At 34.8% G+C, this 26,595-nt stretch carries 25 protein-coding genes; 18 read left to right on the top strand and 7 right to left on the bottom strand.

Features of this window, described 5'->3' with window-relative positions; all coding sequences use genetic code 11:
• Genes mltG through dapF form a run of 3 tightly spaced genes read right to left on the bottom strand, consistent with a single transcriptional unit; the run spans window position 1 to window position 2,344 of the window.
• Window positions 1–1,044 carry an endolytic transglycosylase MltG gene (mltG, locus tag NCE97_RS08095; RefSeq protein ID WP_353778521.1) on the bottom strand — a complete coding sequence of 348 codons (1,044 nt, stop codon included), beginning with the start codon at window positions 1,042–1,044 and terminating at the stop codon, window positions 1–3.
• Window positions 1,044–1,571, bottom strand: coding sequence for a GNAT family N-acetyltransferase (locus NCE97_RS08090; protein ID WP_353778520.1), 528 nt, complete (start codon window positions 1,569–1,571; stop codon window positions 1,044–1,046). The genes mltG and NCE97_RS08090 overlap by 1 nt, the downstream gene beginning before the upstream one ends.
• Complete coding sequence (gene dapF, locus NCE97_RS08085) at window positions 1,571–2,344, bottom strand: diaminopimelate epimerase (RefSeq protein ID WP_353778519.1); 774 nt, start codon at window positions 2,342–2,344, stop codon at window positions 1,571–1,573. Before dapF ends, NCE97_RS08090 begins: the two co-directional genes overlap by 1 nt.
• A 137-nt stretch (window positions 2,345–2,481) precedes the next feature.
• Here dapF and NCE97_RS08080 point away from each other — a divergent pair, with 137 nt between their 5' ends.
• The 7 genes from NCE97_RS08080 to NCE97_RS08050 all read left to right on the top strand — a co-directional run bounded on the left by NCE97_RS08080 (window position 2,482) and on the right by NCE97_RS08050 (window position 11,164).
• Complete coding sequence (locus tag NCE97_RS08080) at window positions 2,482–3,897, top strand: trypsin-like peptidase domain-containing protein (protein WP_353778518.1); 1,416 nt, start codon at window positions 2,482–2,484, stop codon at window positions 3,895–3,897.
• A gap of 163 nt (window positions 3,898–4,060) precedes the next feature.
• Window positions 4,061–5,509: a glyceraldehyde-3-phosphate dehydrogenase gene (locus tag NCE97_RS08075; RefSeq protein WP_353778517.1), complete on the top strand. Its 1,449-nt coding sequence runs from the start codon at window positions 4,061–4,063 to the stop codon at window positions 5,507–5,509.
• A 133-nt stretch (window positions 5,510–5,642) separates the two neighbouring features.
• Window positions 5,643–6,251, top strand: a complete 609-nt coding sequence (locus tag NCE97_RS08070; RefSeq protein ID WP_353778516.1) for a tRNA (guanine-N1)-methyltransferase — start codon at window positions 5,643–5,645, stop codon at window positions 6,249–6,251.
• 185 nt (window positions 6,252–6,436) lie between these two features.
• On the top strand, window positions 6,437–7,414 hold the full coding sequence (locus tag NCE97_RS08065) for an ABC transporter substrate-binding protein (protein ID WP_353778515.1): 978 nt from the start codon (window positions 6,437–6,439) through the stop codon (window positions 7,412–7,414).
• Window positions 7,414–8,136 (top strand): ABC transporter ATP-binding protein, encoded by a 723-nt coding sequence (locus NCE97_RS08060; RefSeq protein ID WP_353778514.1) that lies wholly within the window; start codon window positions 7,414–7,416, stop codon window positions 8,134–8,136. Before NCE97_RS08065 ends, NCE97_RS08060 begins: the two co-directional genes overlap by 1 nt.
• Window positions 8,133–8,879: an ABC transporter permease gene (locus NCE97_RS08055; protein WP_353778513.1), complete on the top strand. Its 747-nt coding sequence runs from the start codon at window positions 8,133–8,135 to the stop codon at window positions 8,877–8,879. Before NCE97_RS08060 ends, NCE97_RS08055 begins: the two co-directional genes overlap by 4 nt.
• The gene (locus NCE97_RS08050; RefSeq protein ID WP_353778512.1) at window positions 8,858–11,164 is read left to right on the top strand and encodes a chorismate transformation FkbO/Hyg5 family protein; all 2,307 of its coding nucleotides are present in this window, start codon (window positions 8,858–8,860) and stop codon (window positions 11,162–11,164) included. Before NCE97_RS08055 ends, NCE97_RS08050 begins: the two co-directional genes overlap by 22 nt.
• Window positions 11,165–11,233: 69 nt before the next feature.
• On the opposite strand, the gene NCE97_RS08045 is transcribed toward NCE97_RS08050, so the two are convergent.
• The gene (locus NCE97_RS08045; RefSeq protein ID WP_353778511.1) at window positions 11,234–11,908 is read right to left on the bottom strand and encodes a hypothetical protein; all 675 of its coding nucleotides are present in this window, start codon (window positions 11,906–11,908) and stop codon (window positions 11,234–11,236) included.
• A gap of 191 nt (window positions 11,909–12,099) precedes the next feature.
• Between NCE97_RS08045 and NCE97_RS08040 the strand changes: the two genes are divergently transcribed.
• From NCE97_RS08040 to NCE97_RS07990, 11 genes are all read left to right on the top strand, one after another.
• Window positions 12,100–14,094, top strand: coding sequence for an endonuclease (locus tag NCE97_RS08040; RefSeq protein WP_353778510.1), 1,995 nt, complete (start codon window positions 12,100–12,102; stop codon window positions 14,092–14,094).
• A 17-nt stretch (window positions 14,095–14,111) separates the two neighbouring features.
• Window positions 14,112–14,789 carry a tRNA (guanosine(37)-N1)-methyltransferase TrmD gene (trmD, locus tag NCE97_RS08035; RefSeq protein WP_353778509.1) on the top strand — a complete coding sequence of 226 codons (678 nt, stop codon included), beginning with the start codon at window positions 14,112–14,114 and terminating at the stop codon, window positions 14,787–14,789.
• A gap of 14 nt (window positions 14,790–14,803) precedes the next feature.
• Complete coding sequence (locus NCE97_RS08030; RefSeq protein WP_353778506.1) at window positions 14,804–15,133, top strand: hypothetical protein; 330 nt, start codon at window positions 14,804–14,806, stop codon at window positions 15,131–15,133.
• Complete coding sequence (locus NCE97_RS08025; RefSeq protein ID WP_353778505.1) at window positions 15,126–15,854, top strand: SDR family NAD(P)-dependent oxidoreductase; 729 nt, start codon at window positions 15,126–15,128, stop codon at window positions 15,852–15,854. The genes NCE97_RS08030 and NCE97_RS08025 overlap by 8 nt, the downstream gene beginning before the upstream one ends.
• A gap of 322 nt (window positions 15,855–16,176) precedes the next feature.
• Window positions 16,177–16,527 (top strand): 50S ribosomal protein L19, encoded by a 351-nt coding sequence (gene rplS, locus NCE97_RS08020; protein WP_353778504.1) that lies wholly within the window; start codon window positions 16,177–16,179, stop codon window positions 16,525–16,527.
• 262 nt (window positions 16,528–16,789) lie between these two features.
• Window positions 16,790–17,002, top strand: coding sequence for a hypothetical protein (locus tag NCE97_RS08015; protein WP_353778503.1), 213 nt, complete (start codon window positions 16,790–16,792; stop codon window positions 17,000–17,002).
• Window positions 17,003–17,207: 205 nt separating this feature from the next.
• Complete coding sequence (locus NCE97_RS08010; RefSeq protein ID WP_353778502.1) at window positions 17,208–17,774, top strand: pentapeptide repeat-containing protein; 567 nt, start codon at window positions 17,208–17,210, stop codon at window positions 17,772–17,774.
• Between the two features lie 161 nt (window positions 17,775–17,935).
• The gene (locus tag NCE97_RS08005) at window positions 17,936–20,152 is read left to right on the top strand and encodes an NADP-dependent isocitrate dehydrogenase (RefSeq protein ID WP_353778501.1); all 2,217 of its coding nucleotides are present in this window, start codon (window positions 17,936–17,938) and stop codon (window positions 20,150–20,152) included.
• Window positions 20,153–20,507: 355 nt separating this feature from the next.
• Window positions 20,508–21,443, top strand: coding sequence for a pyridoxal-phosphate dependent enzyme (locus tag NCE97_RS08000; protein ID WP_353778500.1), 936 nt, complete (start codon window positions 20,508–20,510; stop codon window positions 21,441–21,443).
• Window positions 21,444–21,493: 50 nt separating this feature from the next.
• Window positions 21,494–23,869 (top strand): TonB-dependent receptor, encoded by a 2,376-nt coding sequence (locus tag NCE97_RS07995; RefSeq protein ID WP_353778499.1) that lies wholly within the window; start codon window positions 21,494–21,496, stop codon window positions 23,867–23,869.
• Between the two features lie 2 nt (window positions 23,870–23,871).
• The gene (locus NCE97_RS07990; RefSeq protein WP_353778498.1) at window positions 23,872–24,687 is read left to right on the top strand and encodes a DUF4249 family protein; all 816 of its coding nucleotides are present in this window, start codon (window positions 23,872–23,874) and stop codon (window positions 24,685–24,687) included.
• A 1-nt stretch (window position 24,688) separates the two neighbouring features.
• Here the strand turns inward: NCE97_RS07990 and NCE97_RS07985 are convergent, their stop codons facing one another.
• The 3 genes from NCE97_RS07985 to folE all read right to left on the bottom strand — a co-directional run bounded on the left by NCE97_RS07985 (window position 24,689) and on the right by folE (window position 26,575).
• Complete coding sequence (locus tag NCE97_RS07985; protein WP_353778496.1) at window positions 24,689–24,958, bottom strand: hypothetical protein; 270 nt, start codon at window positions 24,956–24,958, stop codon at window positions 24,689–24,691.
• 81 nt (window positions 24,959–25,039) lie between these two features.
• Window positions 25,040–25,942 carry an ADP-ribosylglycohydrolase family protein gene (locus NCE97_RS07980; protein WP_353778495.1) on the bottom strand — a complete coding sequence of 301 codons (903 nt, stop codon included), beginning with the start codon at window positions 25,940–25,942 and terminating at the stop codon, window positions 25,040–25,042.
• Window positions 25,943–25,978: 36 nt separating this feature from the next.
• Window positions 25,979–26,575 (bottom strand): GTP cyclohydrolase I FolE, encoded by a 597-nt coding sequence (gene folE, locus NCE97_RS07975; RefSeq protein WP_353778494.1) that lies wholly within the window; start codon window positions 26,573–26,575, stop codon window positions 25,979–25,981.
• Window positions 26,576–26,595: the final 20 nt, after the last annotated feature.

Here is a 26,595-nt window from a genome sequence, read left to right as displayed (position 1 = left end):
TTATCTATTGATTCCTTGAGCACTCAGGTAACGTTGATACGCTCTAGCATTGATATTGTGCTGAGCCAATGTTTTCGCAAACTTATGATAACCTAAACGCTTAGCATCTGCAGCAAAATAAAGGTATTTGTGCTTTTCATAGTTCAAAACGGCATCTATTGCAGAAATATCTGGCATCGTAATAAGACCTGGAGGTAATCCAGCGTTCTTATAGGTATTATACGGCGACTCAATCTCCTTATGTACATTGAGCACGCGTTTAATGATAGTATTCTTATACTTAGGTAATTTATAAGCTGCAAACTTCAAGGTAGGATCGGCTTGTAAAGCCATTCCGATTCGCAATCTGTTCATGTATACTCCAGCAATCCTAGGTTGTTCGTCTCTCTTCTTTGATTCTTCATGTACAATAGACGCCAAAGTCATAACCTCATCTTTAGACAAGCCTATGCCCTCAGCCTTCTTCGTTCTACTATTATTCCAGAATCTTTCATACTCTTTATGCATCTTGTTTACGAACCCTTCAGCAGATGTATTCCAAAATACTTCATAACTGTTTGGTACATAGATTTGTAATGCTGTGGCTTCAGACAGTCCTTTTTCGCTGAGGAATTCAGGATTTACCATAGCATTATAAAGTGAAGCACTATCAACTTCAATCTGATTGGAAATTCTTCCTGCTAATTTTTCAAGTGAAGCTTGGTTATTGAAGGCTACTCGTACTGGTACATTATTGCTTCTGATTGAATTGATAATATCATTATTGTTCATATCCTTCTTAATGATATAGCGTCCAGGCTTTACATTAGCAGTATACTTTTTTCGCTCTGCTAAAGCATCAAACTTGTCAATATCTATAAGCAAAGGTTCTAACTGTTCTCTAACCTCATTGTAGTCTGCTCCTGTTGGAATAAGAATATAGGCCTGTTCATTATTGAAAGCTGTGTTTGGTGTAAACATTGCTGAGTACACAAAATATGCAAAATACGCTGCTACTCCCAGACCAATAAAAACAATGGCCAATAAAATCTTTCTTATATACATTACTTAGTATTTATAAGTTGTAATAAATATTCGTCTTCAAAGGAACCGCTATTAAAATTCCAATCCTTCTTTAATCCTATTCTTTGAAACCCTTGTGATTCAAACAAATTAAGGCTGGCTTTATTGTCTTCAGCTATGTTGCAATACAATTGATGCAACTTTAAATGCGTAAAACAGTAATTTACTAGAAGTTTCAATGCTTCTGTACCAATACCTTTGTTCCTGTCTTTTTCTTCTTTTATCAGAATTCCTATTCCTGCTTTAGAATTTTTGAAATCAAAATCAAAAATATCGATAAGCCCTAAGACATCATTTTTATAGTTTGAAACCACCAAGCGCAATTGTTTGGCTTCATATATATCCTTATGAGCTTGCTCGAGATATTGTTTTATAAGGTATTTTGAATATGGCGTTTGCGTGTTGCTCAGTTCCCAGATGGATTCATCATTTTCAATCTCATGAACAAACTCTAGGTCTTCTGGCTCTAAAGCTCTTAAATAGATATGTTCTCCTTTTAAGGTTTTCATTATAAATAGCCTTTAAAAACCTGTTTAGCCAGACCACACAACCACACATCTCTATAAGTGTCGCCTTCCTTTTGAAACATAACTTGTAGATCACCTCCTGGTGTTTTGAGCTCTACTATATTTTTTTCGGTCTCCCCAATATAGTTCATTGCGATGGCTACAGCAGTAACTCCAGTACCACAAGACAAGGTTTCATCTTCAACACCTCTTTCATAGGTTCTAACCTTAAATACATTGTCTTTGAGATGTTCAACAAAATTCACATTGATACCTTCTGCCTTGAATATTTCAGAATATCTTACTTCTGAACCTAATTGCTTTACATTTAAACCATCAACACCATTAGACAAGGTAACATAATGTGGTGAGCCGGTATCTAACTGTGTATAATCCGAAAACTTATTTACAGATGAAACATCTTTCATATGAAGCTTTACATAATCACCTTCTATAGAAGCATGATGCATACCATCAATTGCCAAGAACGTTGCCTTACTTTCAATAAGCCCTAAATACTTAGCAAAAGCCACAATACATCGTCCTCCATTACCACACATAGAGCTTTGATTGCCATCAGCGTTATAGTATACCATTTCAAAATCAACATCTGGATGGCTTTCAAGTAAAATAAGTCCATCTGCTCCAATGCCAAAGCGTCTGTCGCACAATTCTGCGACCCGTTTGGTATCATTTTTGTCGAAAATATTCTGACGATTATCAATAATAATGAAATCGTTTCCTGTGCCTTGGTATTTGTAAAATTCTAGTTTCATTTCTAAGAGCACAAATATAAACATTATACGCAGACAGATTGCTGTTAAAACGCCGTTAAAGTTAGAATAACGAATCAATAAATCTGTAATTTTAATCGTTGTATAGAGACTGAAAATTTAACCTAAAAACTAAAAACATGAAGAAGATTTTGACACTGGTATTGGTTTCTGCATTAGGTGGATTAATGACGCTTGGCGCTTACAAGCTTTTCATTGAAAAAGAACAACAAGAAACCGTCGTAGAACATGTTAATACTACACCGCTTTATTTCCCTGTAAACAACACTACAAAAACCGATTATCTTCCTGCTGAAGCACCAGATTTTGTATCTGCTGCTGAAAAAACTATTGATGCCGTAGTACACGTAAAGAATACGGCTATAGTGAGTGCTCCAAATTCGTTTGAAGATTTTTTCTATGGTAGAAAATCACAAAGAGCACAAGTAGGGACTGGTAGTGGTGTTATTATTTCACCAGATGGTTATATCATCACCAACAATCACGTCATTGATGGTGCTAGAGATATTAGTATCACAACCAATGATAATAAGAGTTTTACCGCTGAACTTATAGGAACAGACCCAAGAACAGATATCGCCTTATTGAAAATCGAAGCAGATGGAAATCTACCGCATGCCACATTTGGTGACTCAGATGAAGCCAAGATTGGTGAGTGGGTTTTGGCTGTAGGTAATCCGTTCAATCTTACCTCGACTGTGACTGCCGGAATTATTAGCGCAAAGGCTCGTGATCTCTCTGGACGTTCAGAGCAATCATTTATTCAAACTGATGCTGCCGTAAACCCTGGAAACTCAGGAGGTGCTCTGGTAAATGTTAATGGAGAACTTATTGGTATTAATACTGCCATTTCATCTCAGACTGGATCTTATGTTGGTTATTCGTTTGCAGTACCAAGTAATATTGCCAGAAAAGTCATTAGCGACATTATGGAGTTTGGTAGCGTTCAGAATGTAATTTTAGGTGTTCAAGGTGGCACACTGAATAGTAAAGCTGCTGATGAGTTAGGTATAGATCAAACGGAAGGCTTCTTTGTTAGTGAAGTAGAGAGTAATTCTGGAGCAGATAACGCTGGTATCAAAAGTGGAGACATCATTAAAAAATTAGATCAAATCGAGATTAATAAATTCTCTGACCTCAGCGGGTATCTTAAAACGAAGCAACCTGATGATGTTGTCAATGTCACACTTCTTAGAGATGGTAGAGAAAGAGTGCTTCCAGTTAGGCTGACTAAAAATTCTACAATCTTGGTTCCAATCATAGGGACACTAAAAGAACCATCTAAGTCAGATTTTAGAAATTATAAAATTGACTATGGTTTGAAGCTAAATAAGCTTACGTCTAATGAAAAGTTGTATAGTTATTGGAGAAAGAATGGTATCCAAGAAGGTTCAATCATTACGTCCATTAATGATACAAAATTGTATTCTTTAGAGGACGCTCGAAAGATTTTAGATTCTAGATCCGAATACGAACCAATCACATTGGAAATCATAAATACACAAGGTAAAAAAGAAAGCTATTATTTTAGGTAATAGACCTTAAACATAACATAGTAAGCGACCCTTTGCAAACTCTCTTGCAAAGGGTCGTTTTATTTTTCAAAAATTGTTTACGAAAACGTTTGAAATATATTACTTTTGCGCCAAAATTCAATCCGTTCAAAACGGTACAACACAAACTAAACAACAACACGTAATGAGCCTTAACGGAACATATGAAAAAGAATTGGCATTTCAGGCCGATCGTAGAAGAGCTACAGTAGAATTCATCAAAATTGTTAGCGACCTTTGGTACGACAAATCTATTGAGCTAGTACTTTTCAGAAACCAACTAATAGACAGAACTGTTAGTGATATTTTAAACTTACACGAATACGCTGGTGAGTTCGTTCAAAAACCAATCTCTATTTTCGATTCAGTAGAGATCGCGCAAGCTATTAATGCTTTAGACCTTCCTCCTGCGAAGTTAGATATTGGTAAACTAACTTATGAGTATCACTTAGAAGATAGCACTTACAACAATGCTACAGCATTTGTTGCAGACAAATTACGTGATGCAAACAAGAATGAAAGTATTCAACCAAAAGATGTTATTCTTTATGGTTTTGGTCGTATCGGTCGTTTGGTTGCTAGAGAGTTGATGACCAGAACAGGGAAAGGAAACCAGTTACGTCTTAGAGCTATCGTTACACGTGGTGCGATTAATGAAACTGTTTTAGAAAAGCGTGCATCTTTATTACGTAACGATTCGGTTCATGGTGAGTTTTCAGGTACAGTGGTTGCCGATGCAGAAAATTCTGCATTATTGATCAATGGTACAACTGTAAACATTATTTCGGCAAACGCTCCTGAAGATATTGACTATACTGCTTATGGTATTGAAAATGCCTTAGTAATCGATAATACTGGTGCTTTTAGAGATGAAGAAGCTTTATCACGTCACTTGAAAGCTAATGGTGTTGATAAAGTATTATTAACTGCGCCAGGAAAAGGTGTTCCAAATATTGTACATGGTGTAAATCACTTAGAGAACAATCCAAACAAAGTAGATATTTTCTCTGCTGCATCTTGTACAACCAACGCGATTACGCCTGTGCTAAAAGCCATGGAAGATTCTTATGGTGTTAAGAGTGGTCACTTAGAGACTATCCACGCCTATACGAATGACCAAAACTTAGTAGACAACTTCCACAAAAAATACAGACGAGGACGTGCTGCTGGTTTAAACATGGTAATTACTGAAACTGGAGCAGGAAAAGCCGTTAGTAAAGCCTTACCATCATTAGAAGGTAAATTAACGTCTAACGCCATTAGAGTACCTGTACCAAATGGATCTTTAGCGATTCTGAATCTGGAATTAGAAAAAGAAACAACCTTAGACAGCATCAACACCATCATGAAAAAGTATGCTCTTGAAGGTGACTTGGTAGAGCAAATCAAATACGAAATGAGCGACGAATTGGTATCTAGTGATATTGTTGGAAGCTCTGCTCCTGCTATCTATGACAGTAAAGCGACTATCGTTAGAGAAGATGGAAAAAATGTGATCCTATATATATGGTACGATAACGAGTATGGGTATAGTCATCAGGTAATTAGATTGGCAAAATATATTTCTAAAGTAAGACGTTATACGTATTATTAGTAGAGGAACATCCAAATAAAATATATCATCGTATATACAATAGCCTCTCTAAAAAGTGAGGCTATTTGTTTAAAAATTAAAGGAGATAAATCCTTATATTGTTCAAAATTTAATTAGCATAATCCAACCATAGATGAAATCGCTTAAACTATACATTCTTGCTATTCTTTGTATCAGTTTTCAGTTTAGCAACGCACAGGAAACAGAATCTATAAACCAAGGTTCTATCGATGACCAATTTGAGTTTGTTCTAAGAAAATCGGGGAATTTCAAAGGCACTAATGGCTCAGCTTACGAAGCCGTAAAGCGTAGTATGTTTGTTACACTACAAGCACACACCAACGATACCATTAATACACTAAAGAAAACCTTAAGCGACACTAGGCATACTGTAGCTACTCAAGAAAAAGAGATTAATGACCTTAAAGCAAATCTCAACACAACACAGTCTACCTTAACAGCAACGAATGAGGAAAAGAATAATATGGCGTTATTGGGAATGCAAACCAGCAAGACCAACTACAATATCATTATGTGGACAATTGTAGCTGCACTCCTAGCCTTATTATTATTCTTTATCTATAAGTTTAAAAACAGTAATGCAATCACTAAGGCAGCCAACCTCAAACTATCTGAAGTTGAAGAAGAGTTTGAAGAGCATAGAAAAACTGCTTTGGAACGCGAACAAAAAGTACGTCGCCAACTGCAAGACGAAATCAATAAGCAGAAAGGCACTAGCTAAAAAGTCAACGTCATCCTGAACTCTATTCAGGATCTCATCCAACATATCACAATATAGAATCCGTAACACTAGTTACGGATTTTTTATTTGTAACTCCCTAATATACGTAGGTTTACGTATTGACTTCTTATGCTTTATAGTCTAAATTAGCTTGGCATTAAATAATCAAAATAGAATTTACAACTATGAAAAAAAATCATAATACCATTTGGTTGATTCTTGTTTTAATACTTTTAGGTACGATAGGGTATTTTTTACTAGAAAAAAATGACACTCCTCAAGATTTAGTTATTTCAGAATCTGAGCCAGTAAAACTAAGAATAGGCTATATTCCAATTGCAGATTGCGCACAACTATATGTAGGAAAAGAACAAGGTTATTTTGCTGAAAATGGTCTTGAAGTAGAATTAACGAAAATGACAGGAGGGGCAAAAATTTTAGAAGCCCTAGCTGGAGGTAGTATTGATATCGCTTTCTCAAATGTTGTATCTGTAATGTTAGCAAATAATGGTGGGCTAGATTTTATTCCTATTACTGGTGGCCCAAGAACTAATAGAGATCATAAAGAAACCGGAATATTAGTTCTTAAAGACTCTGGTATAAAATCTCTAAAAGATCTAGAAGGAAAGAAAATTGCAGTAAATACAAGAAAAAACATCGTTGAATTATTTGTTTTAAATTATTTAGAAGACTCAGGAGTAAATACATCCACCATTGAATTTGTCGAATCCTCTTTTCCGCAAATGTATCAATTACTAGATTCCAAAAATGTTGATGCCGTAGCTTCAATTGAACCTTTTGTAACATTTTCAATGCAAACTGAAAAAGTTAATAATCTTGGTGATTACTTTGTTTCTGTGATGTCTTCAATGGAAATTTCCACCTATAATGCGGAAGCCAATTGGATTAATAAAAATAAAGAGACTGTTGAAAAATTTCGTAAGTCTATATCTCAAGCAACTGATTTCGCAAATAACAATAGATCTGAACTTGAATATATTATTACGAAATACACAAGCCTAAAACCTGATCAAGTTAAAAACATTGTATTGCCATTCTATGGGAGTGATATAGATGAAAAAAGTTTTGGTGAAATTCTAAATAAAACTAAATCTAGAGGATGGATAAATAATGAACTATCCATGAATGACATACTGAATTAATGGGAGAAAGACTATTAGAATGTATCGACATTCATCATTCATTTGGTGATCAATTAATTCTCAAAGGAATAAACTTGAAAGTGTATAATGGAGATTTTATTTCAATTATTGGGAAATCTGGTAGTGGAAAATCTACCCTTATGGATATTTTGAGTGGATTTCTCAAGCCCGAAAAAGGAAAAATAGATTGTGATTGCAAGTGCTCTTCTGTGTTTCAAAACTATTCCACTTCCCTTTACCCTCATATGAATGTACAACAAAATATCATTTTCCCATTTGAATCTAAAAATAAAGAAATACAGGATAAATGTGATTATTATATACAGATGGTTGGGCTATATGAGCACCGCAAAAAACTTCCTAAAGAATTATCAGGCGGAATGCAACAGCGTGTAGCCATAGCTCGTGCTTTAGCGCAAGAACCTGATTTATTGTTCCTTGATGAACCCTTTGGTTCTATTGATTTTTTTACTAAGAACAATCTTCAGCAAGAGATTTTAGAGATTCGAGAGAAATTAAATTTAACTATAGTCCTAGTCACTCACAATATAGACGAGGCTATTTTTCTGTCTAATAAAATTTTATACTTAAGTGAAACTAAGAAAACTTTCATTAAGCAATTAAATATTGACATTTTATATCCAAGAAATTTAGTAAAGACAACAACCTCTAATCTATTCAATCAATATAAACGAGAATTACTAAATCTATATAGTAAATGAATAAAATAAAACATAAGTTTAAAATTTTTATCATTCCAATTTTATTCATACTTCTATGGGAGATAATCGCAAGAAGTTCTAACTCACCGGTTTACTTCCCTCCAGTATCTTTGATAATTGGAAAGCTTATATCCCTTTTAGGGACATCTGATTTTATCATTCATTGTTCAATAACTATATATAGATGCTTTATAGGCTTTTTTATTGCTACTCTGATTGCAGTTCCTTTAGGAATAATTTTAGGAGCGAATAAAAAAATATATCAATTTTTTCATTTCATTATAGAATTCTTTAGGCCATTGCCCTCTGCATCTGTGATTCCAATCGCGATCTTATTTCTTGGAATAGATGATACGATGAAAATTTTTGTAATCCTTTTTGGATCATTATGGCCAATATTAATAAATACAATTGATGGAGTAATCGGTATTGAGCCACAATTCCTCAAAACAGCCAAAGTATTCAATATTAACCAAGGAAGAATATTAAAAAACGTTATTTTTCCATCTATACTTCCTCAGATATTTACAGGGCTAAAAATATCCGTAGCAATCTCACTAATACTAGCAATAACGGTGGAAATGATTGTTGGTGGAAATGGAATAGGCTTTTTTATTCTAGACTCTGAAAGGAGTTTTCAATTTGTAGATATGTACGCTGGTGTTCTAATGATAGGAATATTAGGATACTTAATTAATGTTCTTTTTTTAAAACTTGAAAAATGGGTGATATTCTGGAGATAGCAAAAAATATTTTTTTCATTATATGGCCAATGATTTTGACATCATTGATGTGTATTGCAATATATATTTTTATCAAAAATAAGTATATTGAAAAATTCAATAGATTCGAAAGAGAGTATATTTTTTCTCCTTGGAAATTAAAAAAATATACTGGTCAAATTAGTCTATTTTACGCAATACTTATATCGGGGATTTCTTTCAATAGTTTTTTTTATTTAAATAACCCGAAAAATCTAAAATTATTTGCCTGGATTGAAGAAAACTTCATAGTACATCTTGCAATTTTCTTTACATTACAACTAGGTATCTGGGGGCTAATAGTCTCTTATAATGTACTTAGGCAACAAAAAAGTCAGATAGTCAGTTTTGATGAATTTTTGCTAGAACTCACAGACACATTACAACGCTTGATTAAAAAAGCAGAATTAAATTCTGATAAAACGTTCTATATATACCTATATGATTACCACCCACTTATAGGAAATTTTTCTGCACATAAAAGATATAAGGAATATAAAGCTGTTGTAGATAAAACTTTTGACATAAAAAACATAAATGTAACATTGATAACTAATCATCAAGACACGCTGCCTAACTTTTTCAAAAAACTGTCTATTGATGAAGATTATAAAATAGTAAAGAATTCATTTGAAGCTATAAACTATATAAAGGAGTTTGAACAAGACAATAAAATTACAGTAGATAGAGAATCAAACAACTCAATTATCTGGAAAAGTTCAAATGTGTCAGAAAACCATTTTATTCTTATTCACGATATTGCTTATCAGTATGTTGTATTACCACAAGAATCAGGAGTTAATAATATCTTTGGAATTAAATCAGAAGACCCTTTTATCATAAACTACCTTGAAAAAAGTTTCTTTGAAAAACTAAAAGGAGTAATTTCCCCTACAGGAATACACTCAAAAGGAGAAATTTTAACTTTTTGTTTTGAACCTCAGTCTAGTATTGAAAAAATAGTGTTATTTGATAATGAAGGTAACCGACTTAAAGAAACTAATGATTTAATTCCTTATAATGATATAGATACAAAAGGTTTTTTAATTAATAAAAACTATTTGACCTCATTTCCTTTTTACTACGAAGTCAAGAAAAAGCACATTAACCAGAGTGTTAAATCACGTAGGATTTTTTACAGAGAAATTTTATCTGCAATTGAGGGCGTTAGAAAAGTTAAATACATTCTTCCAAATGGAATTCCAAATAATCGTCAGATTGAATATTGTTTCGATCAACTTTCTGAATTGATAGGAAACAAAAAAATTTTACTAATCAATATTTTCTTTGATAAGAATTATTTTAGACTCGATAGTCTAATTGAGAAATTCGGTAATATAACGAATAAAATCCCTACTAACTATATTCCTCAAGTTCCTGAGATGAGTATATCTATTGAGGTAATTTTTCTATCCCCAGAATATTCGCATAGTAATATTATTTATCATGATTTACACAATTATAGAGTGTCGGAAGTAGTAATTGATGAAATCCATGAATACTTCTTATCAAGTAAAGAAAACTTTATCGGAATAGATTTACAATCTAAAATAGAAACCACATTTCAGGATTTATGCAAAGTACTAGAAAAGCTTGGCTTAGATTACAAAGAGATTTTTCGACAGTGGAATTATATTGGAGATATTAATCATAGTTCATTTCAAGATGGAAGTGAGGTTGATAATTACAATGTTTTTTGTGGGGTAAGACAGGAAGTTTTTGAGAACTTAAATCTTCAAAAGGAAAACTACCCAGCTGCTACTGGTGTTGGTGTACAAATTCAGAACTATTTTAGCTTATCAGCATTTGCAATGAAAGGAATACCTGATGATAAAATAACAAATCTTAGAATTTCTACTCAGAATGATCCCTTCACCTATACTCAACAAGTCACTAAAGGTCCCAATAAACCATTATTCCACAGAGGAAAATCAATAGCGACTGATAAAGAGGGAGGTTATACTTTTATATCAGGGACTTCTTCAATAAAGGAAGAACAATCACACAAAGAAGACAATATTATATTCAGTCAAACTAACGTCACAATAGAAAGTATATATGATTTACTTAAGACTAATAATGAACGAATAATATCCTTGAGAAATATGTCTTATATAAGAATTTACTACACAGGAAAAGAGCAGCACGATTTAGAAATAATAAAAACGTTTTTATCTCCAATTATTAAAGATGTTCCCCATATTTATCTAAGAACAGACATTTGCCGTAAAAATTTACAGATAGAAATTGAAGCTGCAAGGTTTTAGTAAAAAATATCTAATATTTTCAAATCGGTAAGGTGTTAGTAAAAGCTAGCCAAAACTCAATTTATAAAATTAAGGAATATTGTAATTCACTAATACTCTTCTATAGCCAGCATTATTTTCACTTGCAACCCACACAATATCATCACTTACTAATCCAATACCATTAGAATAATATATGTGATTATTGGCAAGAGCTTCTATGCCGTTATCATATTCAATTCTTGTGGTCATTAATAGGCAATTTAAACTTTCATTTTCTAGTTCGTAAACTACTTCTTCGTTCGACAATCTTCCCAATAAGGTCGCGCCGCCATCTGGATCTGTAATATGCCCAAAATTATCATAATAGATTATCGGAAACTCCTCATTTGTCGAATTAGCAAACTTTATTAATCCTTGATCATTAATTAAAAAACCAAGAGAATCTCTGTAGTACTCTATATGTTCTCCATTCTCAGGAATGGAAGCATATATACCATTGGGATTTCCAGAAATTACCCGGCTGAATTTATAAAATACGTTACCCCCTATGTCTTCGACTCCTGTAATGGAAATATTTTCTTCGACACTAATTACGCTTTGATTCCCTTCATTACTGACTCCATACCATTTATATTCCCAGGAATTCCCTACTGCTAGTGCATAAAAATTAGACTCAGGATCGGGATCAGTATCAGAATTAGAGCAACTAAATAAAACCAAAACGGCTACAAGCAAAGGTAATTGAATTCGTAATGAATACATATGAAGATAATTTTGGTGATTATAAAAACTAACGTTCAATTCATTAAGTTATTATTTTTTTCATTTAATCAACTAGATATCTATCTCGCTTATGTTTGGAGTATAAATATATATTTGTATCGCAGACGAACGTATAAACCCAATTCCCACCTCCTATTCCATATTCAAAAGAATAATCGCATCTTTGTAGTATGCGTAAAGAGATCCTTACTACATTACCAAAGTTAACCACTAGAGCATCGCTGTTACTCTTATTATTAATCTTCAGTCAATTTTCAATTGGTCAGGTGGTTATAAATGAATTAGATTGCGATACACCAGGTGTAGACGACAAAGAATTTATAGAACTTAAATCTGACACACCGAATTTTGATTTAGATGGTTTTGTTCTCGTCTTTTTTAACGGATCAACAAGTGGTGGTGATAGTAGCTATTTTACAATTGATTTAGATGGGCTTACCACAGATGTTAATGGTCTTTTGCTTATTGGGAGTAATGGAGTTGCCCCTTTTCCGCAGCATATAATTTCTGCAAATGTTATTCAGAATGGTGCCGATGCTGTTGCAATCTATCAAGCAAACGATTTTGATTTTCCTGAAGGAACTCTTGCAACAACAACAAATTTGATAGATGCCCTAGTCTATGATACCAGCGATTCGGATGATGCTGCACTAATGGCACTTTTAGGTGTGAGTGAACAAATTAATGAAGGCCCAAGTAATAATACCAATTCAATTCAGCGTTTTGTAGATATGGATGATAATGTTACATATATGTCCACAACGCCAACACCAAGAGCTTTGAATGATGGAAGTGGTGTTTTGTTCAATACATTAACCATGTCAACGGTTATGACGCAATATGACGAAGGCAATAGTTTTGACATTACCATTACCTCTGATATTAATGTATCTTCCGATCTTATTTTTGACATATCATTAGATAATGGCACGTTTAATAGTTCGGATTATACTGGTTCTACTACGCTTACAATTCCGAATGGTCAAAATTCAGTATCAACAACAATAACACTAGTTGATGATTCAGATGATGAAGGTGATGAAGAATTGCAGATTCAGTTTTCTAGTTTACCAACACCATTCATTCCATATAATAATAATTTGATAGTGAGAGTTGTTGATAATGATTTCACAGTTGCAGCTTGGGGAACACCAACAAATCCAACATTTGGTATCGTAGAAAGCACCCAACCTAGTGGCTATTATAATAGTTTAGATGGCTTGTCAGATACCGAATTACGTCAAGCATTGCAGGATATTATTGCTGATCCAGATATTGTAAGAGCGCAAACCTATGCGGACGTTATTGATATTTTGAAGCAAGCAGATCAGAATCCTTTAAACAGTAATGAGGTTTGGTTAGTGTATACAGAACAAGGCCGAGCCAAATTAGATTTACAAACCGATTCGAACAACAATGGAAAGTGGAACAGAGAACATACCTATCCAAGATCTCGAGGTGGTTTTGACGACATTGAAGAAGATGAAATAGCTGACGGAATAGATGTTTTTTGGGCTACTAAAGCCGATTCATTACGCCATGGGAATTCAGATGCACATGCATTACGAGCTGCCGATGGGCCAGAAAATAGCATCAGAGGCAATCAACACTATGGTCAATACACTGGTCCAGCAGGGACACAAGGCAGTTTTTATGGAGATGTAGCCCGAAGTGTTTTGTATATGGAAATCCGTTATAACGGATTAGAAGTTGTCGATGGTTTTCCAGATACGGTTGGGCAATTAGGAGATTTAGCAACACTATTAGATTGGCACCGAAACGATCCTCCTGATGATTATGAAATGAACAGGAATAATATCGTATATAATTGGCAGTTTAATAGGAACCCATTTATTGATCAGCCAGATTTGGTAGAATATATTTGGGGTAACAATGTAGGTGACACATGGGATCAACCTTTAAGTATTACTGACAATACGTTATCCCAAATAAAAATATTTCCAAACCCAGCCACAAATAGTATTCAAATTTTTGAACTTAAAAACTTTGCTGAAATAGAGGTGTTTTCTTCTGAAGGAAGGAAATTGTCAACTACAAAAGTTAGCTCAGAGGGTAAATTAGATTTAACTGTGGCTAGTGGAATCTATTTTATCAAAATCACATCTGAAAATAAATCAATAGTTAAGAAGCTTTTAGTAAAATAGATTTACATCTTTGCATCATGCGTATAGACATCATAACCGTTTTACCAGAATTGCTCAAAAGCCCGTTTGAAGCATCCATCCTAAAACGTGCTATAGAAGCAGGTTTGGTAGAAGTCCATTTTCATAATCTTAGAGATTACACGACAGATAACTATAAGTCTGTTGATGACTATCAGTTTGGAGGTGGTGCAGGTATGGTGATGATGATAGAACCTATAGATAAGTGTATCTCTAAGCTACAAACCGAACGCAATTATGATGAGATCATCTATATGACACCAGATGGTGAAACCTTAAACCAAGGTATTGCCAATCAATTATCACTTAAAGAAAACATTATTATTCTTTGCGGTCATTACAAAGGGGTAGATCAACGCGTACGCGATACCTTTATTACCAAGGAAATCTCCATTGGTGATTTTGTATTGTCTGGTGGTGAGCTTGGCGCAGCAGTATTGTGTGATGCAGTGATTCGATTAATCCCTGGTGTATTGGGTAATGAGACTTCTGCCCTCACCGATTCGTTTCAAGATAACTTGTTGGCGCCACCTATTTATACTAGACCAAGAGAGTACAAAGGCATGAAAGTACCAGAAATACTCTTTAGCGGTAACTTCCCAGAAATCGAAAAGTGGCGCGAAGAGCAAGCCTACAAGCGCACGCAAGAACGTCGTCCAGATTTACTAGACGAGTAATAAAAAAAAGAGATATGGACAATATAAATAACGCTGCAATACACTTTTCAATTGCTGGGATAGCGATAACTCTATTTCAAATAGTAATTATTGTTGCTTGCATTTTTATCGTTACTAAGTATCGTAAATCAGTTGGTCCAAAATTGCTTTTAGTGGGTAGTCTCTTATGTCTTATGGCTACGCTAGCTAATTCCATATTACCTTTATTTAACAGCTTTCAAGATAGCGATATGGATTTTTTGAAGTTTCAGGTTATGGTGACCTACTTTAATATGTTTGCATTTCTTGTTTTTACCTTAGGGTTTTTCATCTTTGCGATTAATGATTTAAAAAAAAGTGAGTAACCTATATATCAAAAAAGCAATAGTCATAGGAGCAACTTCTGGAATAGGAAATGCCTTATCAAGAATACTTGTGGCACATGATTATGTTGTTGGTGTTACTGGAAGACGAAAACTTGAATTATACGCATTAAAAAACATTAATCCTGAACGCTTTGCAGTAAGTGCTTTCGATTGTACTACCGAAAACAACTCAGAAAAGCTAACCGATTTAGTCAATGACCTTGGCGGTTTGGACCTTTTGATATTGAGCTCTGGCACAGGTGATTTAAATGACCAACTAGATTTCGACATAGAACATAAAACCAATCTTTTAAATGTAAATGCCTTTACCGAGATTGTAGATTGGGCATTCAATTATTTTGAAAAGCAGGGCAAAGGACATTTAGTAGCCATAAGCTCTATAGCTGGCATACGCGGTAGCAGGATGGCACCAGCATATAATGCTTCGAAAGCCTATCAAATAAATTATTTGGAAGGATTACGACAGAAAGCTACAAAATCAAAGAAACCAATTTATGTTACTGACATTCGTCCTGGGTTTGTAGATACAGCTATGGCTAAAGGAGATGGACAGTTTTGGGTAGCATCTAAGGAGAAAGCTGCCAAACAAATTTTTGGAATCATAAAGCGGAAAAAAGGAATTGGATACGTTACCAAAAGATGGTGGCTCATTGGAAAGCTATTGAGAACACTACCCAATAGTTTTTACAAAAGGATGTAGCATACCAATGATTAGTTCTTAATAACTCGTGTTAAGGATAGTAGCCCTTCGACAAGCTCAGGATAAACTCAATCCTTTTTACGTCAGTTCGAGTGACATGCATTAGCATTTTGTATCAAGAACACGTAAAAAGATACAGCGAATAGCCTGACTTTTACAGTCCTTGAGCGGAGTGGAAAGGACGCAAAAGGAACACACTAAAAAAAGTAATTATTAATTGCCAGTTACTGATTATTAATTATCTTTGCAGCCAATTTCGGATTAACCTCTGACGAGAATCGTGAATGTTGCTTCGGACAAACCATAGAAAACAAATAAAACAATGGAATCGTTAGTAAAATTTGTTCAGGACGAATTTGTTACAAGAAAAGATTTTCCAGAATTTGGAGCTGGTGACACTATTACAGTGTATTACGAAATTAAAGAAGGAAACAAAACACGTACACAGTTTTTTAAAGGTGTAGTGTTACAACGTAAAGGATCTGGTACTACAGAAACTTTTACCATCAGAAAAATGTCTGGTACAATTGGTGTAGAACGTATCTTCCCAATCAACTTACCAGCACTTCAAAAGATTGAAGTGAACAAAAGAGGTAAAGTTAGACGTGCTAGAATCTTCTATTTTAGAGGTCTTACTGGTAAGAAAGCTAGAATTAAAGAAGTTAGAAAATAAGACGAAGTCTTTCGTTTTCAAAACATTAGAAAGCCTTGGAGTAATCCAGGGCTTTCTTTATTAACAAATGTTGATAAGTTCGGTGTAAAACTTGTGAATATCTAAAACCTTAAAAAATTTGGAAATTTGCAATGTCGTTCTATATTAGCTGAACAATTAACAACGAACCTAGTTCGGTTTTGAAAATTATTTCGAGTTTATGTTAAATTGTATAAAGAAACGTTCTTTATAAGTATTGTAGTTTGAGGTTTGAAAGCAGCATGTGTATGCATGTGTAGCGGACGAGTCAAGAAGCTTGGAAAGTGAAGCATGTGTAAGCAGGCAGAGCGGAAAAAGTGGAAAGCTTCCGAAAAGTAGTGGGAACGAAAGAGAACACGAAAACGACGAGGCAATGTCTTGGAGCAGGTTTGACGCGCAAGCGAAGAATGAGCGAAAAGAGATCAAGAAAGACAATACTAACGAAACTAAGTATTAACAGGTCAATGCATATTGAAAGTTAAGAAAAGTTTCATTGAAAAGGTGAAACTTGAACCGAAAAGGGAGAAACTCATCGGAGAATCAACTGAGGTTAACGGCAACGTTAAATAGGTCACGCGGAACCATTTCAAAAAAAGCCATGTCAGAGTAGTACTGCTACAGTGATATGGCTTTTGTCTTTTATATAATCTAAGCTACAAAACTTGTCCTTCCACGATCAACAAACATTTAAAAACCAAGACTTTACATCTACTCTACTTAACAAAGGTGAGTACGACGCGTGTACCTTTACCAATTGTAATTTTGAGAATTCAGACATTTCTAACATTACGTTTCTAGAATGCGAATTCATAGATTGCAATCTCAGCAATTGTAATGTAACCAATACTGTTTTTAAAGATGTACACTTCAAAGATTGTAAGCTCATTGGTGTAAAGTTTGAAACAGCTTCCGATTTTATTATCGAATTTACCTTTACAAACTGTCAACTCGATTTTGCTTCATTCTATAGCTTGGACATTAAAAGAACTCACTTTAATAATTGTAAACTCATTGAAACTGACTTCACAGAAGCGAATCTAGAACATGCTATTTTCTCCAAGTGCGATCTCAACCGAGCGGTATTCAATAATACCAATTTAAAAGCGGCAGACCTTCGCTCTTCATTCAATTTTGATATAGATCCAGAGCAAAACACACTCACAAAAGCCAAGTTCTCAAGAGATGAAGTCGCTGGCCTATTAAAAAAGTATCAAATTATTTTAGAATAATTAGCAAATATTCAATTTGGCGCTATCAAAATTATCATATTGGTAATTACAGCTTGTCTAATTGCAAATTGACTAAAAAACTCTTAATATTTTGTATATTCGCAAGGCAAAAAAATAGAGCTATTCCGCTATTTTTCTCCATAAATTTTTAACTCAATTCTATGTCAAAAATTATATACACTATTACTGATGAAGCTCCAGCATTAGCAACACGTTCATTCTTACCAATCATTAGAGCGTTTGTAGCCTCATCGGGAATTGAAGTCGAAACTAAAGACATCTCATTAGCTGGTCGTATTCTAGCAAATTTTTCAGATTATCTAACCGATGATCAAAAAGTAGAAGATGCTTTAGGACAACTTGGTGAATTAGTAAAAAAGCCAGAAGCAAACATCATAAAATTACCAAATATTAGTGCGTCAATTCCTCAGCTCAAAGGTGCAATCAAAGAGCTTCAAGCAAAAGGTTATGCGCTACCGGATTATCCAGACGAGCCAGAAAATGCCGATGAGAAATCTATAAAAGCGCGTTACGATAAAATCAAAGGAAGTGCAGTAAATCCAGTACTTAGAGAAGGAAACTCTGACCGCCGCGCTCCAAAAGCTGTAAAGAATTACGCTAAAAAAAACCCACATTCTATGGGAGCATGGTCTAGTGATTCTAAATCGCACGTGTCAACCATGACTCATGGTGATTTTGCTCACAATGAAAAATCTGTAACACTTAATGAAGCTACTTCTGTAAACATTCAACATACAGATGCTAATGGTAATGTAACTATCCTTAAAGAAGGTATTGCACTTCAGAAAGGAGAGATTATTGACGCTACAGTAATGCAGAAAAAAGAACTCCTTGCGTTCTTAGAAGCACAAGTAAACGACGCTAAAGATCAAGGCATTTTATTCTCATTACACATGAAAGCAACCATGATGAAGGTTAGTGACCCAATTATTTTTGGACATGCAGTAAGAACCTATTTCAAGGATGTTTTTGAAACTTATGGTGATGTATTTGAAGAGATTGGTGTAGATGTAAACAATGGTTTTGGAAACCTATTAAGTAACTTGAATGAATTACCACAAGCAAAACGCGAAGAGATACAAGTTGCCTTATTAAAAGCTTTAGAAAATGGTCCAGATTTGGCCATGGTAGATAGTGACAGAGGTATTACCAACCTTCATGTTCCAAGTGATGTGATTATTGATGCCTCAATGCCAGCAATGATTCGTACATCGGGAATGATGTGGAATAAAGAAGGGAAACTTCAAGAAACAAAAGCAGTAATTCCAGATAGTAGCTATGCAGGAATCTACACAGCAACTTTCGATTTCTGTAAAGAACATGGCGCTTTTGATCCAACTACAATGGGAACAGTGCCTAATGTAGGGCTTATGGCTCAAAAGGCTGAAGAATATGGATCGCATGATAAAACGTTCGAAATTACCAGCAATGGTAAAGTCGAAGTTGTTGATGCTAACGGAACTACGCTTACCTCTCACAATGTTGAAACTGGTGATATCTGGCGTATGTGTCAGGTAAAAGATGCACCAGTACAAGATTGGGTAAAGTTAGCCGTAACAAGAGCTAAAGCATCTGGTTGGCCAGCTGTATTCTGGTTGAATAAAGAAAGAGCTCATGATGCCGAATTGATCAAAAAAGTCGAAGCATACTTACCAAATCACGATACTTCAGGATTAGACATTAGAATTTTGTCTCCTATTGAAGCAACCAAGTTTACACTAGAACGTGTTAAAGCTGGTGAGAATACAATTTCGGTTACCGGAAATGTATTAAGAGATTACCTTACTGACCTCTTCCCTATTCTAGAACTTGGAACTTCTGCAAAGATGTTATCTATTGTACCACTTATGAATGGTGGTGGATTGTTTGAAACTGGCGCTGGTGGTTCTGCACCTAAGCATGTACAACAGTTTGAAAAAGAAAATCACTTGCGTTGGGATTCTTTAGGTGAATTCTTAGCATTAGCGGTTTCACTAGACCATTATGCAGATGCAAACAATAATGAAAAAGCTAGAGTTATTGGTGAAGCATTAGACGAAGCCACAGAAAAACTTTTAGAAAACAAAAAAGGTCCATCACGTAAAGTAAATGAATTGGACAACAGAGGAAGTCACTTCTATTTAGCTATGTATTGGGCTCAAGAATTGGCAAATCAAGATAAAGATGCTGAGTTGAAAACTAGATTTGCTCCTGTAGCAGAAGCTATGACAACAAATGAAGCTAAGATTGTTTCAGAATTAAATGATATTCAAGGACAAGCGATGGATATCGGTGGTTATTACGAGCCAAACGATGCATTGGGTAATGCTGCAATGCGACCAAATGTAACGCTTAATAAAATCTTATCTGAGATATAAAACTCACGTCGATTTGAGTGATTTTGACAAAAATCGTATCGAAAACAAAGGCTATCCATCGGGTAGCCTTTTTTTTTGAAAACACTTTAGTGAAGAGTTTTCAGAAATAACTATAAATCAAGTGTAATTGCGTTTCGCTTTAGCGAAAAAGAGCATGAAACGATTAGATTTATTAGTGATTTTGTAATCTTGATTACAAAAATTTCCTTAAGCTCTTCTTGATTTTTTGATTCGTTTTGTATCAAGACAAAATGAATTATCGGATTCTAGATTACATTTCGACTCCGATCAATGTCCATAAAGAATGATTAAACCTTACTCGTTTAATCTACTTTACCTTTAGTATATTTATTGCATGAAGAAAGACATCATAAAAAATTGCAGTGACCGTATTTCAAAATATATACATAAAACACCTGTCCTAACTTCATCAGCTATAAATAATATAGCTAAGGCTGAAGTATTTTTTAAGTGTGAAAATTTTCAACGTGCTGGCTCGTACAAAATTCGTGGTGCTACTAATGCTATATTACAGCTTGCTGACGAGCAAAAATTCAAAGGTGTCGTAACACATTCCTCCGGAAATTTTGCACAAGCATTGTCTTTGGCAGGCAAAAGTGTTGGTGCTAAAGCATACATCGTAATGCCAGATAATGCACCAAGCGTAAAACGTGAAGCTGTTTACGGTTATAATGGAGAAGTAATAGAATGTGAATCCACTATTGAGGCCAGAGAACAAACGGCTAAAAAAGTAGAAGATAACACTGGAGCAACGTTTATCCATCCTTCCAATAATACAAACGTCATTATTGGACAAGGTACTGCTACCTTCGAGTTGCTATCAGATTATCCAGAACTCGATATCATTATCACTCCAATTGGTGGTGGTGGCCTTATCGCTGGAGCCTGTTTAGCTGTTCAAGAGCTAAATCCAAATTGTAAAATTATCGGTGCAGAACCTTTTGAAGTAGATGATGCGTATCGTTCTTTACTAAGTGGTAAGATAGAAACGAACACCACAACACATACCATTGCAGATGGTCTTAGAACACATCTAGGTGACAAAAACTTTCCTATTATCAAAGAGCATGTTTCTGAAATTATCAGAGTTACCGAAGATGAAATTATCAATGCTATGCGATTAGTTTGGGAACGCATGAAAATTATTATTGAACCGTCTAGTGCTGTTGCCGTTGCCGCAGTTTTAAAAAGTTCAAACAAGTTTGAAGGAAAACAGATTGGCGTGATAATCTCTGGTGGAAATGTAGACCTTAGCGCCTTACCATTTTAACAAACTGTTAAACTTAAAATCTTCTGACGCCTAATCCTTATTTTTACAAAATGAATTGCAAAAGAAAAGGAATACTCCCTTTACTCCTCCTTGTTCTAAGCTTTGGGTTTTCCCAAGAAAAATATACACTTAGCGGTATCGTCTCAGATCAAAAAAGTAATGAGACACTTATTGGAGTTACCATATTGTTTCCCGAATTGCAAACTGGGACTACAACCAATGAATATGGCTTCTACTCCATTACTTTAGATGAAGGCACTTATATAGTACAACTAAGCTATTTAGGCTATGGCAGCATATCTCAAAGTATTGTTCTAGATTCTGATAAAACACTAAACTTTCAATTAGCAGAATCTACCGAAAGCCTCGAAGAAGTCATAATCACCAAAGATGTAGAGAAACTCAACATACGCAAGCCACAGATGAGTGTTAATACACTTACTATTAATACCATTAAGCAAATGCCTGTGGTGTTGGGAGAGGTAGACATTATCAAATCCATTACATTATTACCTGGAGTTACAAATGCTGGAGAAGGTTCTTCTGGCTTTAATGTTCGTGGTGGTGCCGCAGATCAAAACCTAATTTTGCTTGATGAAGCCACCATCTTTAATTCCTCTCACCTATTTGGTTTCTTTTCGGTATTTAATCCAGATGCTATAAAGGACATCAAACTCTATAAAGGAGGCATTCCTGCCAAATATGGTGGCCGAGTGTCTTCCGTATTAGACATTTATCAAAAAGAAGGAAATAGTAAAGAGTTTCACATGAATGGTGGTATTGGTCTTGTAGCCAGTCGTTTTTTAGCTGAAGGTCCCATAAAAAAAGAAAAAGGGTCGTTTCTATTTGGAGGTCGCAGTAGTTATGCGCATATCTTTTTACCTCTATTCGATATTGACAGCAAAGCCTATTTCTATGACTTAAATACTAAGCTAAGTTATCGCCTCAATAACAATAACAGCATCTATTTGTCTGGATACTTTGGTAGAGATGTCTTTGAAATAGCAGACAGTTTTGAAAACGAATATGGTAACACGGTTCTTAATTTTAGATGGAATCATTTATTTTCAGACAAGCTGTTTTCTAATCTTTCGCTCATTTATTCTGATTATGATTATGACTTAAAACTGAATTTTGTAGAGTTCGACTGGACGTCAGGAATACAGAATTTTAATGTCAAATATGACTTGAAACACTACATTAGTGACACCTTCAAAATGGAATATGGTTTGAACAGTATTTACTACAAATTCAATCCAGGTGAAATCAATCCTACCACACCAACTTCTGGTGTTAATCCTTTCAAACTTATTGATAAGTATGCCTTTGAAAATGCCTTGTACGTTGATGCTGAACATCAAGTAACAAAGAACCTTGCATTATCTTACGGTGTACGGTTTAGCTCGTTCTTGAGATTAGGTCAGGATGAATTGAATATTTATGAAAATGACAATCCTGTTGTATTCAATGAAGACATACAAATCTATGAAAAGGCAGATCCAATTGGTACAGACACCTTTAGCAGAAGTGATGTTATAGAATCATTTTTTAATGTTGAACCTAGACTGGCTTTAGCTTATCAGCTCAATGATGAAAGTTCGGTAAAAGCTAGTTACAACAGGATGGCTCAGTATTTACATTTGTTATCGAATACAAGCTCTCCTACACCTTTAGATGTTTGGACACCTAGTGGAAAGTATGTTGAGCCTCAGTTACTAGATCAGTTTGCTGTTGGTTACTTTAGAACCATCAATGATAATGCCTATTCACTAGAAGTAGAAAGTTTTTATAAGACTATAAAAAACAGAATCGATTACATCGATGGTGCTGATCTTATTGCTAATGATGCTATTGAGCAAGTGATCTTAAATGGACGTGCTCGCGCTTATGGTTTAGAGGTATTGTTCCGAAAAAATAAAGGTGATCTAAAAGGTTGGATAGCCTATACCCTTTCCAAAGCAGAACAACAAACTGAAGGAAGAACTCCAGCAGAAACTGGTATTAATAATGGTGATTGGTATAACACGCCTTACGACAAGACTCACGACCTGTCAGTAACCGCAAGTTATAAACTCAATGAAAAATGGTCGTTTGGTGGAAATTTACTATTCCAGACTGGACAGCCAACTACGTTTCCAAATGGTCAGTATGAGTATAATGGGATTAGTATTCCAAGTTTTGATTTAAGGAACTCAAGCCGTTTACCATCATACCATCGCTTAGATGTTTCAGCAATTTATACACCAAAACCAAATTCAACTAAACGTTGGAAAGGTGAATGGGTATTGGGCATTTACAATATTTACAATCGTAGAAATGCAGCTTCTATAACCTTTAGAGAGAATAGAATGACTGCTCGGAACGAAGCCATTAGGCTAGCTATTTTTGGCATTGTACCGTCAATTTCATATAACTTTAAGTTTTGATTATGAAGAAGTTATTATTAGTATTAAGTATTCTATTCGTCTTCACTTCGTGTGAGGATGAAATCTCTGTAGACCTCAATAATGCTGAACCTAGATTAGTGATTGAAGCATCAATTAATTGGTTCAAAGGTACTGCTGGGAATGAGCAACAAATTAAACTTACACTCTCTGCTCCTTACTTTGATGACGAAGTTCCGCCTGCTAATGGCGCTACTATCTTTATTACAGACGAGAACAATAACACATTCAATTTTATTGAGAACGGCGTTACAGGCATATATCAAAACTCTACATTTATTCCAGTGATTGATGGCGTTTATAATCTTACGGTAATCTATGAAGGTGACACCTACACTGCAACAGAAACCTTAAAATCTGTTGCCTCGATTGAGTTTGTCGAACAAAACGACGAAGGCGGTTTTACAGGAGAAGAAACAGAGCTTAAAGCATTTTATACTGATCCTGCTGATGAAGAAAACTATTATTTCTTTGAGTTCATAAGTGATATTCCTGCGATACCTACTCTAGAAGTTTACGATGATGAATTTACTAACGGAAATCAAATCTTTGGTTTCTATACTGAAGAAGAATTAGATACAGGCGATGTTGTAACCATAAGAAATTACGGTGTATCTCGTCGTTTCTATGAATTCATGTTCATCTTACTACAGCAAAACAGTGAAGAAGGTGGTGGTCCTTTTGAAACACAACCTGCTACGGTTAGAGGGAATTGTATCAACACAACTAGTCCAGATGATTTTCCGTTTGGATATTTCAGGCTTTCTGAAGTCGATGAATTTATCTACGTTGTAGAATAATCTATACTTCAATAATTGTATTCTTATCGACTTTCTTGAACACGTAGGTGTAAAACCACATTATGGTAAATGAAGGCACGAAGTCGGTCATTGGTAATATTTCTTCAATGAATGTGAAGACCCCTGCAATTTTACCTGATTCACCTTTGTAAAGTTTAGTCATTATATATCCTGAAATTGGAGCCCAAATCAAATCGATAAATGGGATAAAACCAATAAGGTCTAAAATAATACTCAGGATTAGGTTTCTATATTTATGTTTTAAGTTCATCGTATTTGGATTTTTAACATTGAGGAAACAAAAAAGGTGCCAATCTCTTGCACCTTATATGTATACTGAATTCTGAGAATGTTACACTCCCTTCTTTTCTCTATATCTATTGATAGTGGATTCAATCCAATTATAATCATCCAATGCTTCTAATTTGTTTATTAAATCTAATGGTATACCTGTTTTTCCTATTAACGTTCCTGCAATCTGTCCAGCAATTGAACAATTAGTATCTGTATCTCCTCCTATATCAATCAATTGGGTGAACATTTGTTCAATCCCTATTTCTTGTACTTTATTAGCAGCTGCAATTGCCAATGGTACTGAATTCACAACATATCCATCGTTGCCCTTTTCTCCTATCTCTTCGAGATTTTCAATATCCTTAATTTCGATTAGTCTATCTCGAACTCTTGTATCCGGAATTTGTTTTATTATGAGATCTATGAGGTTTGATTTTCCTGTCCAATTACCATTTAAGATTTCTCTGATTGCAATGACTATGCACATAGCACCTATATAGGCTTCATCATTATTATGGGTAATTAGGCAAATGTCTCGTATTTCTGAATTTTTGATTTCTTGTACAAAAGCAAGTGGAGCTATTCGCATTGCAGCTCCATTTCCTGCTGCATATTCCCCTCTTCTTCCTACTTGACTCCAATGACCTCCAAAACTTAGTTCCTTTAATGCTTTATAGGTACTTGAGCCAACACCTCTAAGTTTTCTCTTTTGATAATAATGTAAAAATTGATTTGCTATTAGTTCAGGGGTGATTTTTCCATTATCAATTATTACTTCAATTGTGGCTAAAGTCAATTGCGTGTCGTCAGTAATTCCCCAGGTTGGCAACTTTACCTTTGGGTTTCCAATCAAATAAAATGTATCGTCTTCTTGTTCAAATTGATTCTCGAAACCGCTACCCCAAGCATCTCCAATTGCTCCTCCTAATATGCATCCCTCAAACCTTTTTGCCTTAGTCATCTAACACTCTTTTATCCATCTGAAGTATAATAGAAACTAAGACAACTTCTCGCTAATGAGTTTCAAGAATTCGTTTCGCGTTTCTAGGTTTTGGAATGCTCCTCTAAAACCAGAAGTGGTTGTTACAGAGTTTTGTTTCTGCACACCACGCATCATCATACACATGTGCGAAGCTTCTATGACAACAGCTACACCTTGAGGTTTTAATGTGTTATTAATACACTCCAAAATTTGTTCTGTGAGTCGTTCTTGTACTTGCAGACGTCTAGCAAACACATCCACAATTCTGGGTATTTTACTTAATCCGACGATATAACCATTAGGAATATAGGCGATATGTGCTTTTCCGAAGAATGGTAAAATATGATGTTCGCAAAGCGAATATAACTCAATATCCTTCACGATGACCATTTCATTATACGACTCTTTGAACATTGCGCTTTTGAGAATATCGGCTGCATCCTGATGATAACCTTGGGTTAGAAATTGCATGGCTTTAGAAGCACGTTCTGGTGTTTTCAACAAACCATCTCTATTTACATCTTCTCCCAGATCTTCAATAATACTCTTATATCTGGCCTTTACGTCGTCAGTAACTTTAATGTTGTATTCTTCGAATTTTTGATAAGGCATAGTGGGGTTTTTGCTAAATG

This window comes from Winogradskyella sp. 3972H.M.0a.05, assembly GCF_040493455.1.
Taxonomy (GTDB): Bacteria; Bacteroidota; Bacteroidia; order Flavobacteriales; family Flavobacteriaceae; genus Microcosmobacter.
This window is presented reverse-complemented; position numbering and strand designations above follow the sequence as displayed.

What these genes read in the sequence shown, in the direction of transcription:
- NCE97_RS08030 (WP_353778506.1), top strand. Translation starts at nt 14,804, where the DNA reads ATGGACAATATAAATAACGCTGCAATACACTTTTCAATTGCTGGGATA.
- NCE97_RS08080 (WP_353778518.1), top strand. Translation starts at nt 2,482, where the DNA reads ATGAAGAAGATTTTGACACTGGTATTGGTTTCTGCATTAGGTGGATTA.
- rplS (WP_353778504.1), top strand. Translation starts at nt 16,177, where the DNA reads ATGGAATCGTTAGTAAAATTTGTTCAGGACGAATTTGTTACAAGAAAA.
- NCE97_RS08090 (WP_353778520.1), bottom strand. Translation starts at nt 1,571, where the DNA reads ATGAAAACCTTAAAAGGAGAACATATCTATTTAAGAGCTTTAGAGCCA.
- NCE97_RS08070 (WP_353778516.1), top strand. Translation starts at nt 5,643, where the DNA reads ATGAAATCGCTTAAACTATACATTCTTGCTATTCTTTGTATCAGTTTT.
- NCE97_RS07995 (WP_353778499.1), top strand. Translation starts at nt 21,494, where the DNA reads ATGAATTGCAAAAGAAAAGGAATACTCCCTTTACTCCTCCTTGTTCTA.
- NCE97_RS07985 (WP_353778496.1), bottom strand. Translation starts at nt 24,958, where the DNA reads ATGAACTTAAAACATAAATATAGAAACCTAATCCTGAGTATTATTTTA.
- NCE97_RS08040 (WP_353778510.1), top strand. Translation starts at nt 12,100, where the DNA reads ATGCGTAAAGAGATCCTTACTACATTACCAAAGTTAACCACTAGAGCA.
- mltG (WP_353778521.1), bottom strand. Translation starts at nt 1,044, where the DNA reads ATGTATATAAGAAAGATTTTATTGGCCATTGTTTTTATTGGTCTGGGA.
- NCE97_RS08000 (WP_353778500.1), top strand. Translation starts at nt 20,508, where the DNA reads ATGAAGAAAGACATCATAAAAAATTGCAGTGACCGTATTTCAAAATAT.
- dapF (WP_353778519.1), bottom strand. Translation starts at nt 2,344, where the DNA reads ATGAAACTAGAATTTTACAAATACCAAGGCACAGGAAACGATTTCATT.
- NCE97_RS08050 (WP_353778512.1), top strand. Translation starts at nt 8,858, where the DNA reads ATGGGTGATATTCTGGAGATAGCAAAAAATATTTTTTTCATTATATGG.
- NCE97_RS08060 (WP_353778514.1), top strand. Translation starts at nt 7,414, where the DNA reads ATGGGAGAAAGACTATTAGAATGTATCGACATTCATCATTCATTTGGT.
- NCE97_RS08005 (WP_353778501.1), top strand. Translation starts at nt 17,936, where the DNA reads ATGTCAAAAATTATATACACTATTACTGATGAAGCTCCAGCATTAGCA.
- NCE97_RS08055 (WP_353778513.1), top strand. Translation starts at nt 8,133, where the DNA reads ATGAATAAAATAAAACATAAGTTTAAAATTTTTATCATTCCAATTTTA.
- folE (WP_353778494.1), bottom strand. Translation starts at nt 26,575, where the DNA reads ATGCCTTATCAAAAATTCGAAGAATACAACATTAAAGTTACTGACGAC.
- NCE97_RS08065 (WP_353778515.1), top strand. Translation starts at nt 6,437, where the DNA reads ATGAAAAAAAATCATAATACCATTTGGTTGATTCTTGTTTTAATACTT.
- NCE97_RS07980 (WP_353778495.1), bottom strand. Translation starts at nt 25,942, where the DNA reads ATGACTAAGGCAAAAAGGTTTGAGGGATGCATATTAGGAGGAGCAATT.
- NCE97_RS07990 (WP_353778498.1), top strand. Translation starts at nt 23,872, where the DNA reads ATGAAGAAGTTATTATTAGTATTAAGTATTCTATTCGTCTTCACTTCG.
- NCE97_RS08075 (WP_353778517.1), top strand. Translation starts at nt 4,061, where the DNA reads ATGAGCCTTAACGGAACATATGAAAAAGAATTGGCATTTCAGGCCGAT.
- trmD (WP_353778509.1), top strand. Translation starts at nt 14,112, where the DNA reads ATGCGTATAGACATCATAACCGTTTTACCAGAATTGCTCAAAAGCCCG.
- NCE97_RS08045 (WP_353778511.1), bottom strand. Translation starts at nt 11,908, where the DNA reads ATGTATTCATTACGAATTCAATTACCTTTGCTTGTAGCCGTTTTGGTT.